The 16,868-nt window shown below is 72.6% G+C and carries 14 protein-coding genes; 1 reads left to right on the plus strand and 13 read right to left on the minus strand.

Annotated elements, in window-relative coordinates:
• Positions 1–15: 15 nt before the first annotated feature.
• Positions 16–948, minus strand: coding sequence for a methionyl-tRNA formyltransferase (gene fmt / locus ACZ4V6_RS14560; RefSeq protein WP_467826656.1), 933 nt, complete (start codon positions 946–948; stop codon positions 16–18).
• A gap of 321 nt (positions 949–1,269) precedes the next feature.
• On the opposite strand from fmt, the gene ACZ4V6_RS14565 reads away from it, so the two are divergent.
• Positions 1,270–1,815, plus strand: a complete 546-nt coding sequence (locus ACZ4V6_RS14565; protein ID WP_467826659.1) for a hypothetical protein — start codon at positions 1,270–1,272, stop codon at positions 1,813–1,815.
• Between the two features lie 135 nt (positions 1,816–1,950).
• Here the strand turns inward: ACZ4V6_RS14565 and ACZ4V6_RS14570 are convergent, their stop codons facing one another.
• The 12 genes from ACZ4V6_RS14570 to ACZ4V6_RS14625 form a co-directional block, all read right to left on the minus strand.
• The gene (locus ACZ4V6_RS14570; protein ID WP_467826662.1) at positions 1,951–4,101 is read right to left on the minus strand and encodes a primosomal protein N'; all 2,151 of its coding nucleotides are present in this window, start codon (positions 4,099–4,101) and stop codon (positions 1,951–1,953) included.
• Between the two features lie 134 nt (positions 4,102–4,235).
• Positions 4,236–5,444, minus strand: a complete 1,209-nt coding sequence (gene metK, locus ACZ4V6_RS14575) for a methionine adenosyltransferase (RefSeq protein WP_467826664.1) — start codon at positions 5,442–5,444, stop codon at positions 4,236–4,238.
• Positions 5,445–5,684: 240 nt separating this feature from the next.
• Positions 5,685–6,887: a bifunctional phosphopantothenoylcysteine decarboxylase/phosphopantothenate--cysteine ligase CoaBC gene (coaBC, locus tag ACZ4V6_RS14580; RefSeq protein WP_467827370.1), complete on the minus strand. Its 1,203-nt coding sequence runs from the start codon at positions 6,885–6,887 to the stop codon at positions 5,685–5,687.
• A gap of 114 nt (positions 6,888–7,001) precedes the next feature.
• Entirely contained in the window at positions 7,002–7,274 is a 273-nt protein-coding gene (rpoZ, locus tag ACZ4V6_RS14585) for a DNA-directed RNA polymerase subunit omega (RefSeq protein WP_003977348.1), read from the minus strand.
• Between the two features lie 68 nt (positions 7,275–7,342).
• Entirely contained in the window at positions 7,343–7,936 is a 594-nt protein-coding gene (gmk, locus tag ACZ4V6_RS14590) for a guanylate kinase (protein WP_467826667.1), read from the minus strand.
• Between the two features lie 37 nt (positions 7,937–7,973).
• Positions 7,974–8,297, minus strand: a complete 324-nt coding sequence (locus ACZ4V6_RS14595; RefSeq protein WP_003977346.1) for an integration host factor — start codon at positions 8,295–8,297, stop codon at positions 7,974–7,976.
• 223 nt (positions 8,298–8,520) lie between these two features.
• Positions 8,521–9,375 (minus strand): orotidine-5'-phosphate decarboxylase, encoded by an 855-nt coding sequence (gene pyrF, locus ACZ4V6_RS14600; RefSeq protein ID WP_467826670.1) that lies wholly within the window; start codon positions 9,373–9,375, stop codon positions 8,521–8,523.
• On the minus strand, positions 9,372–10,478 hold the full coding sequence (locus ACZ4V6_RS14605) for a quinone-dependent dihydroorotate dehydrogenase (protein WP_467826672.1): 1,107 nt from the start codon (positions 10,476–10,478) through the stop codon (positions 9,372–9,374). The genes pyrF and ACZ4V6_RS14605 overlap by 4 nt, the downstream gene beginning before the upstream one ends.
• A gap of 97 nt (positions 10,479–10,575) precedes the next feature.
• Positions 10,576–13,884 carry a carbamoyl-phosphate synthase large subunit gene (gene carB, locus ACZ4V6_RS14610; RefSeq protein ID WP_467826675.1) on the minus strand — a complete coding sequence of 1,103 codons (3,309 nt, stop codon included), beginning with the start codon at positions 13,882–13,884 and terminating at the stop codon, positions 10,576–10,578.
• Positions 13,877–15,019, minus strand: coding sequence for a glutamine-hydrolyzing carbamoyl-phosphate synthase small subunit (gene carA / locus ACZ4V6_RS14615; protein WP_467826677.1), 1,143 nt, complete (start codon positions 15,017–15,019; stop codon positions 13,877–13,879). The genes carB and carA overlap by 8 nt, the downstream gene beginning before the upstream one ends.
• The gene (locus tag ACZ4V6_RS14620) at positions 15,016–15,582 is read right to left on the minus strand and encodes a PH-like domain-containing protein (RefSeq protein WP_467826679.1); all 567 of its coding nucleotides are present in this window, start codon (positions 15,580–15,582) and stop codon (positions 15,016–15,018) included. The genes carA and ACZ4V6_RS14620 overlap by 4 nt, the downstream gene beginning before the upstream one ends.
• Positions 15,579–16,865: a dihydroorotase gene (locus ACZ4V6_RS14625; RefSeq protein ID WP_467826681.1), complete on the minus strand. Its 1,287-nt coding sequence runs from the start codon at positions 16,863–16,865 to the stop codon at positions 15,579–15,581. Before ACZ4V6_RS14625 ends, ACZ4V6_RS14620 begins: the two co-directional genes overlap by 4 nt.
• Between the last annotated feature and the right edge of the window lie 3 nt (positions 16,866–16,868).

A 16,868-nucleotide genomic window follows, 5' to 3' on the forward strand; every position in this document is an offset into this window, starting at 1 on the left:
ATGCGGAGGCGCAGGTCAGCCGCCGAGCAGCTCGCCCTCGGCGATCCGCGCCCCGCGCGCCCAGTCCGCCGCCCGCATCGGCTTCTTGCCCTGCGCCTGCACCCACAGCAGCTCGACGGCGTACGAGCCGGTGCCGACGTGCACGTCGTTCTTGCCGGCCGCGAGCTGCCCCGGGGCGAGGTCGGTGCGGTCGGGCACGGGGACGGCCTGGACCAGTTTGAGCCGCTCGCCGCGGAACGTGGTCCAGGCGCCGGGCGCCGGGGTGCAGCCGCGCACCACGCGGTCGACGCGCAGTGCCGGGGCCGACCAGTCGACCCGGGCGTCCTCGACCGTGATCTTCGGTGCGAGGGTGACGCCCTCGGCGGGCTGCGGCACGGCCTTCAGGCTGCCGTCCTCGATGCCGTCCATGGTGGCCGCGAGCAGTCCGGCGCCGGCGAAGGCGAGCCGGGTCAGCAGGTCGCCGCTGGTGTCGGTGGGGCGGATGGTTTCGGTGACCGTCCCGTAGACGGGCCCGGAGTCGAGGCCCTCCTCGATGAGGAACGTGGACGCCCCGGTGATCTCGTCCCCCGCCATCAGCGCGTGCTGCACGGGTGCGGCACCGCGCCAGGCGGGCAGCAGGGAGAAGTGCAGGTTGACCCAGCCCCGGGCGGGCACGTCCAGGGCCACGCGGGGCAGCAGGGCGCCGTAGGCGACGACGGGGCAGCAGTCGGGCGCGATCCCGCGCAGCCGCTCGAGGAACTCCGGGTCCCGGGGCTTCGCGGGCTTGAGCACCTCGATCCCGGCCTCCTCGGCCCGCTCGGCCACGGGAGAGGCGACCAGCCGGCGCCCACGACCGGCCGGCGCGTCGGGCCGCGTGACGACGGCGGCCACCTCGTGCCGCCCGGAGGCGATCAGGGCGTCCAGGGCGGGAACGGCGACCTCGGGGGTACCGGCGAAGACCAGCTTCATGGGTGGGACGGGCCTCTCGACAGGGCGGATGCGGGGCGACGCCCCAGTCTACGAGCCGTGATCCGGCGGAAGGCCGCCGACGGCGCAGCGCCCGCCGACGCGGGGAGGCCCGGCTTCCCGGCCGACCGGTGACGGGTGGTGCGCGGGTGGGGGACGAAGGGCGGAGGCCGAGGCGCACGCCCCGTCGGGAAGGCGCGCGCATATGCCGCCACGCCCCCACCCCGTGACCGGCGGAGCGCCCACGCGTTGTCAAGGAAGAGTTGACCACAGGGCCGCCCGCGCGGCCCGATTCCTTTCAACGCCGGTTCGAGAGGCTTGTTCATGGCCGACCACGCAACCCACGACGCCCAGGCTCGGGCCAGCCTGCACTTGCTGGTGCGGGACATCGAGCGGGTCCGCCGGCAGGTGGACGCACTGCGCACCCTCACCGCCCAGCTGGGCAACGTCTACCGACCGCGCCGTTCCGGCCCGTCCGCGGGCTTCGTCGTCTACGGCCGCGCTCCCGCACCGACGGTCCGTCTCGCCCAGGAGCTGCGGGACAGCGTCGAGACCCTGGTCACGGCCGCCGTGGACTTCGACCGCTCGCTCGGCTTCTCGTGGGACGCGGTGGGCTCCGCGCTCGGCGTCACCAAGCAGGCGGTGCACCGCCGTTACGGCTCCCGCCGCGCCGCGGCCCGGGCGGCGGCCGAGGCCTCCGAGCCCGCGCCGGAGCCGACGGGCGCCCGCCCGGTCGCCGTGGGCACCGGTCTGCCGGCCGTGCCCACCGTTCCCGCGGCCCGCTCCATGCCGACCCAGCCGACGGCGGGCAGCCCGTCCCTGCGCGACGAGGTCAGGCCGACGGCCTTCCCCGGCCCGCGCAACGGCTGACCCGCCCCCGCCCTCCCGGCACGCTCCGGGAGCGCCGGCCGGCCCCGGCCGGCGCTCCCCACCGGCCCGGGCGGACGTCCCCCTCGGCCGAAGCCCGCCACCGGTGCCGTCGGCACCCCTCCGGTGCCGGCGTCCTCACCCGATGTCGGGCGGGTCGATCCGTACCCACACCGCCGCGTCGCTCCCTCGTGCCGTCCGCGCCGCCTGCGCCGCCTTCAGCGCACCGGCCAGCGCCGCCCCGCTCCCCGGCGGCACCCGGATCAAGGCCCTCTCCCACCGCTCCCCCGGCGGCGGCCCGCCCGCCCGGCGCGGGCGCCCCGGCGCCGTGACGGGGAGCGGCACGGGCCCCAGGACCTCCGCCTCGCGCGGCAGCTCCACCGCTCCGAGGAAGCCGGCCACCGCCTCCGCGGGCCCCGCGACGGACGCCATCCGCGACACCGGCGGAAACCCCAGCTCGGCCCGCTCGGCCAGCTCACGCACCGCATGGCCGACGGGGTCCCAGCGCACCAGCGCCTGCACCGGCCGCAGGGTCGGCTCGGCGACCACGACCACGGTCCCGCCGGCGGACTGCGGGCGCACCAGTGCTGCGGCCGCGAGCCAGCGCCGCAGCGCGTCCTCGCCGGCGCGCAGGTCGGGCCGCCCGAGCATGGCCCAGCCGTCGAGCAGCAGGGCCGCCGCGTAGCCGCCCTCGGCGACGGGTTCGGCGCCGGGGGTGCTCACGACCAGGGCCGGACTCTGCGGCACGGTGTCCAGCACCTGCTCGCGCCCCGAGGTGCGCACCGGCACCGCCGGGAAGGCACGCCCCAGCTCCTCGGCGGTGCGGCGCGCCCCCACGATCTGCGCGCGCAGCCGGAAGCCCCCGCACTCCGGGCAGTGCCAGCCGCCCTCCTCGCGCCCGCACCACCCGCACCGCAGCGCCGGCCCGGATTCCTGCCCCTCCAGCGGCCCCGAGCAGTGCCGGCACCGCGCGGGCGTCCGGCAGGCGGCGCACGCCATCCGCGGGACGTATCCCCGCCGGGGCACCTGCACGAGCACCGGTCCCTGCCGCAGCCCGTCCCTGACGGCCTGCCAGGCGAGGGTGGGCAGCCGCGCGGCCCGGGCGGCCTCGTCGCGGGCCAGGTCGCCGTCCCCCACGGTCCGGACCAGCGGGGCGGTGGCCCGCACCTGCTCCCGGGCCGCGACCAGCGGCCGGGCCCAGCCGGTCTCGACGAGCTGGGCGGCCTCCACCGTGCAGTTCCAGCCGCCCAGCAGGAAGGCGCACCTGTCCTGGGCCGCGCGCAGCAGCAGCACCTCGCGGGCGTGCGGCTGCGGGGCGTGCGGCTCGCCGTGGCTGCCGTCGCCGTCGTCCCACAGGGCGACCAGTCCGAGGTCCCGCACCGGTGCGAACATGGCGGCCCGGGTCCCGACGACGGCCCGTACGGCCCCTCGGCGCACCGCGAGCCACTGCGCGTACCGCTTCTCGGGGCCGGCGTCGGCGGTGAGCACCGCGTGCCGGCCCTCGCCGAGCAGGGCGGTCAGCGCGGCGTCGGCCCGGGCGACCGCCCGCCCGTCCGGGAGGACGACGAGCGCGCCCCGGCCGGAGGCCAGCGTCGCCGCCACGGCCCGCGCCAGTTCCTCGCTCCACCCGGGGCCGGGCAGCGCGTTCCACACCGCGCGCGGCGCGCCGCCCGACGCGAGGGCCGCGACGAACGCGGCACCCTGCTCGTACCGCGCCCAGGACCCCGGCCCGGGCACCGGCGGCGGGGGCAGCGGGTCGGGCGACGTCCGCTTCTCGGCGCGCGCGTTGCGGGGCGGTACGGCGAGCTGCAGCACGTCGGCGAGGCTGCCGGCGTAGCGGTCGGCGACGGCCCGGGCGAGACCGAGCAGCTCCGCGTCGAGCACCCGCTCGGGCGAGACGACCTGGGCCAGCGCTGCCAGCGGTCCCGAGTAGTCGGACTCCGCGAGCCGCTCCACCAGGAAGCCGTCGATGAGACCTCCGCCCTCGCGCCGCCCGTCCCGCACCCGGTGCCGTCCGGCCCCGAACCGCACCCGCACCCGCACGCCCGGCTGGGCGTCGGCGTCGAGTTCCTCCGGCACGGCGTAGTCGAAGTACCGGTCGAGGTGGAGCACGCCCTTGTCGACCAGCACCCGGGCGACGGGCAGCTCCTCGGCGAGCGCGGCACCGCGCCAGGTCCGCGGCTTGGCCCGCGGCGCCTTCGCCCTGCGCACGCTCTCCCGGATGAGCGCGAGCTGCTCGGGGGGCGCGTCGTCGGCGCCACCGCCCGCCGGTTCGTTCTCGCTGCTCACGCCTGCATTCTTACCAAAGAGCACTGACAACCGACGGCGCCCCGGTCCTCACCGCCCGGTTCCGGACGCGCCGAGGCCCGGCGCCCCCACCGGGGACACCGGGCCTCGTGACGTGCCTTGGAACGGAGTCGCTGTTACAGCCCCGCCGCCTCGCGCAGCGCCTCGACGCGGTCGGTGCGCTCCCAGGTGAAGTCGGGCAGCTCACGGCCGAAGTGGCCGTAGGCGGCGGTCTGGGCGTAGATCGGGCGGAGCAGGTCGAGGTCGCGGATGATGGCGGCCGGGCGGAGGTCGAAGACCTCGTCGATCGCCTTCTCGATCTTCTCCGCGTCGATCTTGGCGGTGCCGAAGGTCTCCACGAACAGACCGACCGGCTCGGCCTTGCCGATGGCGTAGGCCACCTGGACCTCGCAGCGGGAGGCGAGGCCCGCCGCGACCACGTTCTTGGCGACCCAGCGCATCGCGTACGCCGCCGAGCGGTCCACCTTGGACGGGTCCTTGCCGGAGAAGGCACCGCCGCCGTGGCGGGCCATGCCGCCGTAGGTGTCGATGATGATCTTGCGGCCGGTCAGGCCGGCGTCGCCCATCGGGCCGCCGATCTCGAAGCGTCCGGTCGGGTTGACCAGGAGCCGGTAGTTCTCGGTGTCGAGCTTGATGCCGTCGTCGAGCAGCGCCTTCAGCTCCGGCTCGACCACGAACTCCTTGATGTCCGGAGCCAGCAGCGACTCCAGGTCGATGTCGCTGGCGTGCTGCGAGGAGACGACGACCGTGTCGAGGCGGACGGCCTTGTCGCCGTCGTACTCGATGGTGACCTGCGTCTTGCCGTCGGGGCGCAGGTAGGGGATCGTGCCGTTCTTGCGGACCTCGGACAGGCGCTTGGACAGGCGGTGCGCCAGGAAGACCGGCAGCGGCATCAGCGTCGGCGTCTCGTCGGACGCGTAGCCGAACATCAGGCCCTGGTCGCCCGCGCCCTGCCGGTCCAGCTCGTCCTCGTCGCCCTCGACCCGGGACTCGTACGCGGTGTCGACGCCCTGCGCGATGTCCGGGGACTGCGCGCCGATCGACACGGACACGCCGCAGGAGGCGCCGTCGAAGCCCTTCTTCGAGGAGTCGTAGCCGATCTCCAGGATCTTGCCGCGCACCAGCGTGGCGATGTCCGCGTAGGCCTTGGTCGTGACTTCGCCGGCCACGTGCACCAGGCCGGTGGTGATCAGCGTTTCGACGGCGACCCGGGACGTCGGGTCCTCGCGCAGAAGCGCGTCGAGAATGGTGTCGCTGATCTGGTCAGCGATCTTGTCGGGGTGACCCTCGGTCACGGATTCCGAGGTGAACAGGCGACGGGACACAACGCTCCCTGGGGTTGCAGCGGCTGCTGGCTGATCATTGGCGGACGGCGCGAGGAGCTGCACCCGGCGACGTCCGAGAACAGTTTATCGGTCGCACTCGGCCGCGGACTCACCCGTCTCAGCTCTCGGAAGGGCTGTGACCTGCGGCACGGGCATTCTGCACAATGCGGAGGGCCGTTGGCCAGGCTCGCCACGCCCGAATGCGCGGGGTCCGCGAGCACCGGTGAACGAATGGGTCATTCAGCCGAGCCGTTCCGCCACGAGGTCCCACACCGTGTCGGCCAGGGCCTCCTTCGGGCCGCGCGCCACCGGGGTCTCGCTGCCGTCGGCACCGAGGACCACGGCCTCGTTCTCCTCCGACCCGAAGGTCTTGCGCTCCCCGACCTCGTTCACCACGAGGAGGTCGCAGCCCTTGCGCTTCAGCTTGGTCCGGCCGTTGGCGAGGACGTCGTCCGTCTCGGCGGCGAAGCCGACGACGACCTGCCCGGGGCGGGCCCGGTCGGCGGAGATCTCCGCGAGGACGTCCGGATTGCGCACCAGCGCGATCGCGTCCGGTTCCCGGTCGTCCTTCTTCTTGATCTTTCCGGCGGCGTAGACCGCCGGGCGGAAGTCCGCGACCGCGGCGGCCATGACGACGGCGTCGGCGTCCGCCGCCGCGCGCAGCACGGCCTCGCGCAGCTCCACGGCGGTGCCCACCGGGACGACGTCCACGCCGGCCGGGTCCGGCAGGGACGCGTTCGCCGCGATCAGCGTGACGCGGGCGCCCCGGGCGGCGGCGGTGCGGGCGAGGGCGTAGCCCTGCTTGCCCGAGGAGCGGTTGCCGAGGAAGCGGACGGGGTCGAGGGGCTCGCGGGTGCCGCCGGCGCTGACGACGACGTGCCGTCCGGCCAGGTCGGGCCCGGTCACGCCCCGGGCGAGGACGCGGCGGCACAGCTCGAAGATCTCGACCGGGTCGGGGAAGCGGCCCTTGCCGGTGTCGACGCCGGTGAGGCGGCCGACGGCCGGCTCGATCACGACGGCACCGCGGCGGCGCAGCGTCGCCACGTTCTCCTGGGTGGCCGGGTGCTCCCACATCTCCGTGTGCATGGCGGGCGCGAAGACGACCGGGCAGCGGGCCGTGAGCAGGGTGTTGGTCAGGAGGTCGTCGGCGAGGCCGTGGGCGGCCTTGGCGAGCATGTCCGCGGTGGCCGGGGCGACGACGACGAGGTCGGCGTGCTGGCCGATGCGCACGTGCGGGACCTCGTGGACGTCGTCCCACACCTCGGTGGAGACGGGGTTGCCGGACAGGGCGGACCAGGTGGCGGCGCCGACGAAGTGCAGCGCGGAGGCGGTGGGGACGACGCGCACGTCGTGTCCCGACTCCGTGAGCCTGCGCAGCAGCTCACAGGCCTTGTAGGCGGCGATGCCGCCGCTGACCCCCAGAACGACCTTGGGCTTGTCCACCATCTCTCCCGGACCTCGGAATGCGTATGCCCCCATCACACACCACAGGCCCGGCAGTCGGACTGCCGGGCCTGTGGAAAAGTCAGCTTGAGGCTGAAAATACTACTGCCGGTACTACTGCGCCGGGCCCTCGATGGCCTCGGACGTCAGCAGGCCCGCGTTGATCTCGCGCAGGGCGATCGAGAGCGGCTTCTCGTGGACGTGGGTGTCGACGAGCGGACCGACGTACTCGAGGAGGCCCTCGCCGAGCTGCGAGTAGTACGCGTTGATCTGACGGGCCCGCTTGGCCGCGTAGATCACGAGGCTGTACTTCGAGTCCGTGGCCTCGAGGAGCTCGTCGATCGGCGGGTTGATGATGCCCTCGGGCGCGGAGATGGAAGAGGACACGCTCTACCTTCCGATGGATGGGAAAGATTCAGTCGGCTGATCGGCCGGGGTCGGTGGACCTGTCGCGATCACACGACGTTCGTCAAGGCTAGCAGCTCGCGCGCCACGTCCTCGACGGAGGTGTTCACCAGGGTCTCGTCGAACTCCGGCTCGGCCGCCAGCTCGACCTTGGCCGCGTCGAGGCGACGCTCGATCACCTCCGGCGGTTCGGTGCCCCGGCCGGTGAGCCTGCGCACCAGCTCCTCCCAGGAGGGCGGGGCCAGGAACACCAGCTGGGCCTCCGGCATGGACGCGCGGACCTGCCGCGCGCCCTGGAGGTCGATCTCGAGCAGCACCGGCTCACCGGCCTCCAGGCGCTCCAGCACGGCGGTGCGGGGCGTGCCGTAGCGGTTGCCCGCGAACTCGGCCCACTCCAGCAGCTCGCCGTTGGCGATCAGCTTGTCCATCTCCTCGTCGGTGACGAAGAAGTAGTGGACGCCGTGCTGTTCCCCGGGCCGGGGCTTGCGGGTCGTCGCCGACACCGAGAGCCAGACCTCGGGGTGTTCCTTGCGCATATGGGCGACGACCGTGCTCTTGCCGACCCCCGAAGGGCCGGAGAGCACGGTCAGCCGCGGACGAGCGTCCGGGGGTACGGGGGACGTCCCCCGGGGTGTTGCAGCCATGCAGCGATTATTCCAGCAATCGCGCGGTGCCCGGGACTCAGGAGCCCGTGCTGCCGAACTCACGCTCCAGGGATGCGATCTGGTTGGAACCGAGACCCCGCACGCGGCGGCTCTCGGAGATGCCGAGCCGCTCCATGATCTGCTTGGCGCGGACCTTGCCCACGCCCGGCAGGGACTCGAGGAGGGCGGAGACCTTCATCTTGCCGATGACGTCGTTCTCCTGACCCTGCTTGATGACCTCGTGGAGGGAGGCGCCGGAGTGCTTGAGTCGATTCTTGACCTCGGCCCGCTCCCGGCGAGCCGCGGCGGCCTTTTCGAGCGCGGCTGCGCGCTGTTCAGGGGTAAGGGGCGGAAGAGCCACGCCTACGTCACCTCGGATGTCGAACTGTCGGATACGGACCGGTGAGGAACCTAGTCGCCCCACACCTGGTGAGCCACGAGCAACACGCTCGCCCGTTGACTCTCGACGGAGACTAGCGGTCAAGTCCGCCAGAGTCAGCGAGAACAGCGGAAAAGTCCTGGTCAGCCTCCGCCAGGACGGATATTTAGGACATACTGCCTCGGATTCGGGGATGTATCCAGGGTCAGGCCGCGTTGACCGCCTCGCCGATCTCCTCCGCGAAGCGGTCCGTGGCACTCCGCAGCGCGGCCACATCGGGACCGTGGCGCAGAACACCCCGGCTGACGTTGGGAACGACGTTGCGCACCGCGGCGCCGAAGACCCGCGGCAGGTCCGCCGGCGTGGCTCCCTGGGCGCCGATCCCGGGTGCCAGGAGCGGGCCGCCGATGTCCAGGTCGTACGAGGAGAGGTCGCCGAGCGTGGCGCCGACCACCGCGCCGAAGGAGCCGAGGGGCCGCTCCCCCGCGTTCTCGGCCGCCAGGTGCGCCAGCATGGTCGCCCCGACGTTCCGTCCGTCGGCGCGCGTGGCGTGCTGGACCTCGCCGCCCTCCGGGTTGGAGGTCAGCGCCAGCACGAACAGCCCCGCGCCGTTGGCCCGCGCCAGGTCGACGGCGGGCTTCAGCGAGCCGTAGCCGAGGTACGGGGAGACCGTCAGCGCGTCCGAGAACAGCGGGGCGCCCTCGCGCAGGAAGGACTCGGCGTACGCGGTCATGGTCGAGCCGATGTCGCCGCGCTTGGCGTCCATGACGACCAGCGCGCCGGCCTCCCGGGCCTCCTGGACCGACTTCTCCAGGACGGCGACGCCGCGCGAGCCGAAGCGCTCGAAGAACGCGCTCTGCGGCTTGAGGACGGCGGCCCGCTCGGCCACCGCCTCGACGACGGTGCGGCTGAAGCGCTCCAGGCCCGCCACGTCGTCGTCCAGGCCCCACTCGGCGAGCAGGGAGGCGTGCGGGTCGATGCCGACGCACAGCGGGCCGCGTTCGTCCATCGCGCGGCGCAGCCGGGCGCCGAAGGGTTCGGGTGCCGTCGTGCCGGTCATCGGGAGTTCCTCACGTCGGCGCCGACCGCGTCGGCGAGGGTGGCGTACGGGCTCTGCCGCAGTCGGGCGGCGAGACCCTTGTGGATGGCGCGAGCGTAGAACGGCCCCTCGTAGATGAAGGCGCTGTAGCCCTGGACCAGCGTGGCCCCGGCCAGGATGCGCTGCCAGGCGTCCTCGGCGGTCTCGATGCCTCCGACGCCCACCAGGGTGATCCGGTCGCCCACGCGCGCGTACAGGCGGCGCAGCACCTCCAGGGAGCGCGCCTTGAGGGGAGCGCCGGAGAGGCCGCCGGTCTCCTCGACCAGGGAGGGCGCGGACCGCAGGCCGAGTCCTTCGCGCGCGATGGTGGTGTTGGTGGCGATGATGCCGTCCAGCCCGAGTTCGACGGCCAGGTCGGCGACCGCGTCGACGTCCTCGTCGGCGAGGTCCGGCGCGATCTTGACCAGCAGGGGCACGCGCCGCGCGGGCACCGCCCGGTCGGCGGCCTCGCGGACGGCGCTCAGCAGGGGGCGCAGCGCCTCGGTGGCCTGGAGGTTGCGCAGGCCGGGCGTGTTCGGGGAGGAGACGTTCACCACCAGGTAGTCGGCGTACGGCGCCAGCCGCTCGGCCGACTTCACGTAGTCGCCGACGGCCTCCGCCTCCGGTACGACCTTGGTCTTGCCGATGTTGACGCCGACGACGGTCCGGAAGACGGGGTTGCGGGAGGCCAGGCGGGCGGCGACGGCCCGTGAACCGTCGTTGTTGAAGCCCATGCGGTTGATCAGCGCCCGGTCCTCGACCAGGCGGAACAGCCGCTTCTTGGGGTTGCCGGGCTGCGGCTCCCCCGTCACCGTGCCGATCTCGACGTGGTCGAAGCCGAGCATGGCCATGCCGTCGATGGCGACCGCGTTCTTGTCGAAGCCCGCGGCGAGCCCGAAGGGGCCGTGCATCCGCAGGCCCAGGGCCTCGGTGCGCAGCTCCTCGTGGCGCGGCGCGAGCGCGGCGGCGGCGAAGGTGCGCAGCACGGGGACGCGGGCGGCGAGACGGATCCAGCGGAAGGCCAGGTGGTGTGCCTGCTCCGGGTCCGTCCGGGAGAAGAAGAGCTTGAAGAAGATCTTGTACATGTGTCCTCGTGAAGCCTCACGAAGAGCCCCTCGGGGCTCTTGAAGAGAAGGGCTCATGAAGAGGGGGACACCGTTTCCGGTGTCCCCCTCGGGGCCGCTAGTCGCGGGCCGCGGTCAGGAACTCGGCGTGTTCCTGCAGTGAGCGCACTCCCACGTCCCCGCGGTTGAGGGCGTCGATGCCCTGGACCGCCGCGGCGAGCGCCTGGACCGTCGTCAGGCACGGCACGGACCGCGCCACGGCCGCCGTGCGGATGTCGTAGCCGTCGAGGCGGCCGCCGGTGCCGTACGGGGTGTTGACGATGAGGTCGACCTCGCCGTCGTGGATGAGCTGGACGATGGTCTTCTCGCCGTTCGGGCCGGTGCCCTCGGACTGCTTGCGGACCACCGTGGCGTTGATGCCGTTGCGCCGCAGGACCTCGGCGGTGCCGGAGGTGGCGAGCAGTTCGAAGCCGTGGGCGACCAGCTCACGGGCCGGGAAGATCATCGAGCGCTTGTCGCGGTTGGCGACCGAGATGAACGCCCGTCCCTTGGTCGGCAGCGGCCCGTAGGCGCCCGCCTGCGACTTGGCGTACGCCGTGCCGAAGACGGAGTCGATGCCCATGACCTCGCCGGTGGAGCGCATCTCCGGGCCGAGCACCGTGTCGACGCCGCGTCCGTGGATGTCCCGGAAGCGGGACCACGGCATCACGGCCTCCTTGACGGAGATCGGCGCGTCCAGCGGCAGCTCGCCGCCGTCGCCGTGCTTGGGCAGCAGGCCCTCGGCGCGCAGCTCGGCGATGGTCGCGCCGAGCGAGATGCGGGCGGCGGCCTTGGCCAGCGGCACCGCGGTCGCCTTCGAGGTGAAGGGGACGGTACGCGAGGCGCGCGGGTTGGCCTCCAGGACGTAGAGGATGTCCCCGGCCAGCGCGAACTGGATGTTGATCAGGCCGCGCACGCCGACGCCCTTGGCGATGCCCTCGGTGGAGGCGCGCAGCCGCTTGATGTCGAAGCCGCCGAGCGTGATGGGGGGCAGGGCGCACGCCGAGTCGCCGGAGTGGATGCCGGCCTCCTCGATGTGCTCCATGACGCCGCCGAGGTACAGCTCCTCGCCGTCGTACAGGGCGTCGACGTCGATCTCGATCGCGTCGTCCAGGAACCGGTCGACCAGGACCGGGCGGGACGGGCTGATCTCGGTCGACTCGGCGATGTACGCCTCGAGGCGGGTCTCGTCGTAGACGATCTCCATGCCGCGTCCGCCGAGCACGTAGGACGGACGGACGAGGACCGGGTAGCCGATCTCGTCGGCGATGGCCTTGGCCCCGGCGAAGGTGGTGGCGGTGCCGTGCTTGGGGGCGGGCAGACCGGCCTGCGCCAGGACCTGGCCGAAGGCGCCGCGGTCCTCGGCGGCGTGGATGGCCTCCGGGGGGGTGCCCACCACCGGCACGCCGTTGTCCTTGAGCGCCTGCGCCAGGCCCAGCGGGGTCTGGCCGCCGAGCTGGACGACGACGCCCGCGATCGGGCCGGCCTGCGCCTCCGCGTGGACGATCTCCAGGACGTCCTCCAGGGTGAGCGGCTCGAAGTACAGCCGGTCGGAGGTGTCGTAGTCGGTGGAGACGGTCTCCGGGTTGCAGTTGACCATCACGGTCTCGTACCCGGCGTCGCTCAGCGCGAAGGAGGCGTGGACGCAGGAGTAGTCGAACTCGATGCCCTGGCCGATGCGGTTCGGGCCGGAGCCCAGGATGATCACCGCGGGCTTCTCGCGCGGCGCGACCTCGGTCTCCTCGTCGTAGGACGAGTAGAAGTACGGGGTCTTCGCGGCGAACTCGGCGGCGCAGGTGTCGACCGTCTTGTAGACCGGGCGGATGCCGAGCGCGTGCCGCACCTCGCGGACGACGTCCTCGCGCAGGCCGCGGATCTCACCGATCTGCTGGTCGGAGAACCCGTGCCGCTTGGCCTCGCCGAGCAGGTCGGCGGTCAGCTCGGGCGCCTCGGCGAGCTCGTCGGCGAGCTCCTTGATGAGGAAGAGCTGGTCGACGAACCAGGGGTCGATCTTCGTGTACGCGAAGACCTCCTCGGGCGTGGCACCGGCGCGGATGGCCTGCATGACGGCGTTGATCCGGCCGTCGGTGGGCCGGACGGCCTCTTCGAGCAGGGCCGTCTTGTCGCCGGGCTCGCCGACGAAGGTGAACTGGCTGCCCTTCTTCTCCAGCGAGCGCAGCGCCTTCTGGAAGGCCTCGGTGAAGTTGCGGCCGATGGCCATGGCCTCGCCGACGGACTTCATGGTGGTCGTCAGCGTCGAGTCCGCCGAGGGGAACTTCTCGAAGGCGAACCGCGGGGCCTTCACGACCACGTAGTCGAGCGTCGGCTCGAAGGAGGCCGGGGTCTCCTGCGTGATGTCGTTCGGGATCTCGTCCAGCGTGTAGCCGACGGCCAGCTTGGCGGCGATCTTCGCGATCGGGAAGCCGGTGGCCTTGGAGGCGAGGGCGGACGAACGCGACACACGCGGGTTCATCTCGATGACGATGACGCGGCCGTCGGCCGGGTTCACCGCGAACTGGATGTTGCAGCCGCCGGTGTCGACGCCGACCTCGCGGATGATCGCGATGCCGACGTCGCGGAGGATCTGGTACTCGCGGTCGGTCAGCGTCATCGCGGGCGCGACGGTGATCGAGTCGCCCGTGTGCACGCCCATGGGGTCGAAGTTCTCGATGGAGCAGACGACCACGACGTTGTCGTTCTTGTCGCGCATCAGCTCCAGCTCGTACTCCTTCCAGCCGAGGATGGACTCCTCCAGGAGCACCTCGGTGGTCGGCGAGAGGGTGAGGCCCTGTCCGGCGATGCGGCGCAGCTCCTCCTCGTCGTGCGCGAAGCCGGAGCCGGCGCCGCCCATGGTGAAGGAGGGGCGGACGACGACCGGGTAGCCGCCGAGCGTCTCGACGCCGGCGAGGACGTCGTCCATGGAGTGGCAGATGACCGAGCGGGCGGACTCGCCGTGCCCGATCTTCTTGCGGACCTCCTCCACGACCTCCTTGAACAGGTCGCGGTCCTCGCCCTTGTGGATCGCCTCCACGTTGGCGCCGATCAGCTCGACGCCGTACTTCTCCAGGACACCGTTCTCGTGCAGCGAGATCGCGGTGTTGAGCGCCGTCTGGCCGCCCAGGGTGGGCAGCAGCGCGTCGGGCCGCTCCTTGGCGATGATCTTCTCGACGAACTCGGGGGTGATCGGCTCGACGTAGGTGGCGTCGGCGATCTCCGGGTCGGTCATGATCGTCGCCGGGTTGGAGTTCACCAGGACGACGCGCAGGCCCTCGGCCTTGAGCACGCGGCACGCCTGGGTGCCGGAGTAGTCGAACTCGGCGGCCTGGCCGATGACGATCGGGCCGGAGCCGATGACCAGGACGGACTGGATATCGGTGCGCTTAGGCACGCTGGCCCTCCATCAGGGAAACGAAGCGATCGAACAGGTATGCGGCGTCGTGCGGACCGGCTGCCGCTTCGGGGTGGTACTGGACGCTGAAGGCCGGCCTGTCGAGGAGCTGGAGGCCCTCCACCACGTTGTCGTTGAGGCAGACGTGGGAGACCTCGGCGCGGCCGTAGGGGGTGTCGGAGACCTTGTCGAGCGGGGCGTCGACGGCGAAGCCGTGGTTGTGCGCGGTGACCTCGACCTTGCCGGTCGTACGGTCCTGCACCGGCTGGTTGATGCCGCGGTGGCCGTACTTCAGCTTGAAGGTGCCGAAGCCGAGGGCGCGGCCCAGGATCTGGTTGCCGAAGCAGATGCCGAACAGCGGGGTGCCGCGCTCCAGGACGCCCTGCATGACCGAGACCGGGTGGTCGGCGGTGGCCGGGTCGCCGGGGCCGTTGGAGAAGAACACGCCGTCCGGGTCGACGGCGTAGACGTCCTCGACGGTGGCCGTGGCGGGCAGGACGTGCACCTCGATGCCGCGCTCGGCCATGCGGTGCGGGGTCATGCCCTTGATGCCGAGGTCGACGGCGGCGACAGTGAACTTCTTCTCGCCGATCGCCGGGACGACGTACGGCTCGGTGGTGGCGACCTCGGCGGAGAGGTCGGCGCCGCTCATCTCGGGGGCCTGGCGGACCTCGGCGAGCATGGTGCCCTCGTCGGGCAGCGCGTTGCCGGAGAAGATGCCGACGCGCATGGCGCCGCGCTCCCGCAGGTGGCGGGTGAGGGCGCGGGTGTCGATGCCGGAGATGCCGACGACGCCCTGGGCGGCGAGCTCCTCGTCCAGCGTGCGCGTCGAGCGCCAGCTGGAGGGCACGCGGGCGGGGTCACGGACCACGTACCCGGAGACCCAGATCTTCCTGGACTCCATGTCCTCGTCGTTGACGCCCGTGTTCCCGACGTGCGGGGCGGTCATCACGACGACCTGACGGTGGTACGACGGGTCGGTGAGGGTCTCCTGGTAGCCGGTCATGCCGGTGGAGAACACGGCTTCGCCGAAGGTCGCCCCCACGGCCCCGTAGGCGCGGCCGCGGAAGACCCGGCCGTCCTCCAGGACGAGTACGGCGGGAGTCCTGTGGGCTCCCCTGGTGGAGGTCGTCATCGTGCGCCTTCCGTTTCCGTCTTGTTGATCATGTCGTTCAGGGTGTCGACCCACTCGTTGTGCCCGGCCGCGTGGTCGGAGCGGAAACCGGAGTCGATCAGTTTGTCGCCGTGCGCCCAGGTGACGATCAGCAGACCGCCTTCCGTGAGCACCTTGCCGGCGATGCCTTTGTCCAGCCGGGCCCCGCGCAGCGCGGCGACGGGGACGAAGAAGTCGGTCGCGCCGGGGCGTACGACGTCCAGTCCCGCGTCCGTCAGCGTGAGCTCGGCCCGGCTCCGGGTGCCCAGGCCCTGCGCCACGATGCGGTCGAGCCACTGACCGGCGGTGGTGGAGCCGTGGTAGCGGCCGCTCATCGTCAGTCTCGCCGGGCCCGGCTCGTCCGGCACGGTGGGCAGGTCGGGCAGGTCGCCCTGGAGGGTGCTGCGCCACTTCCAGCCCTCGCGCATCAGCCAGTAGACGAGCGCGACGAACAGGCCGAGGCCGACGACCCAGCCGAGGCGGGCGGCCCAGTCGGTCACTTCCGCCGATTCCTTCTCGGCGGCCAGCAGGATTACAGGTGTCACGTGAGCTTCCCGTCGACGAGCGTGGCCTTGCCCCGCAGCCACGTGTGCGTCACACGGCCCGGCAGCTCACGCCCCTCGTACGGGGTGTTGCGACTGCGCGAGGCGAAGCCCGCGGGGTCCACCCGGCCACGGTATGCCGTGTCGACGAGGGTGAGGTTGGCGGGCTCACCAGCCGAGACGGGACGGCCGTGTCCGGCGGCCCGTCCGATCCGCGCCGGCGTGAAGGACATCCGGTCGGCGACGCCGGCCCAGTCGAGCAGGCCCGTGTCCACCATGGTCTCCTGGACCACCGACAGCGCGGTCTCCAGGCCGACCATGCCCATGGCGGCGGCGGCCCACTCGCAGTCCTTGTCCTCGTGCGGGTGCGGGGCGTGGTCGGTGGCGACGATGTCGATCGTGCCGTCCGCCAGCGCCTCGCGCAGGGCGTGCACGTCCCGCTCGGTGCGCAGCGGCGGGTTGACCTTGTAGACCGGGTTGTACGACCGCACCAGCTCGTCGGTGAGGAGCAGGTGGTGCGGGGTGACCTCGGCGGTGACGTCGATGCCGCGGGACTTGGCCCAGCGGACGATCTCGACGCTGCCGGCGGTCGACAGGTGGCAGATGTGGACGCGGGAGCCGACGTGCTCGGCGAGCAGCACGTCGCGGGCGATGATCGACTCCTCGGCGACGGCGGGCCAGCCGCCGAGGCCCAGCTCGGCGGAGACGACGCCCTCGTTCATCTGGGCGCCCTCGGTGAGCCGGGGCTCCTGCGCGTGCTGGGCGACGACGCCGCCGAAGGCCTTCACGTACTCCAGGGCGCGGCGCATGATCACGGCGTCGTGGACGCACTTGCCGTCGTCGGAGAAGACGGTGACGCCGGCCGCGGACTCGTGCATGGCGCCCAGCTCGGCGAGCTTGGCGCCCTCCAGGCCGACGGTGACGGCGCCGATGGGCTGCACGTCGCAGTAGCCGGACTCCTGGCCGAGCCGCCAGACCTGCTCGACGACGCCCGCGGTGTCGGCGACCGGGAAGGTGTTGGCCATGGCGAAGACGCTGGTGTAGCCGCCGCTCGCCGCCGCGCGGGTGCCGGTGAGGACGGTCTCGGAGTCCTCCCGGCCGGGCTCGCGCAGGTGGGTGTGCAGGTCGACCAGGCCGGGCAGCAGCACCTGGCCGGCGGCCTCGACGACCTCGGCGCCCTCGGTGCTCAGTCCCGTGCCCACCCCGGCGATGACGCCGCCGTCGATCAGCACGTCCTGCGGCTCGCCGCCGAGCACCTTCGCACCACGGATCAGGGTCTTGCTCATCTT

Source organism: Streptomyces sp. NPDC029152, assembly GCF_055564355.1.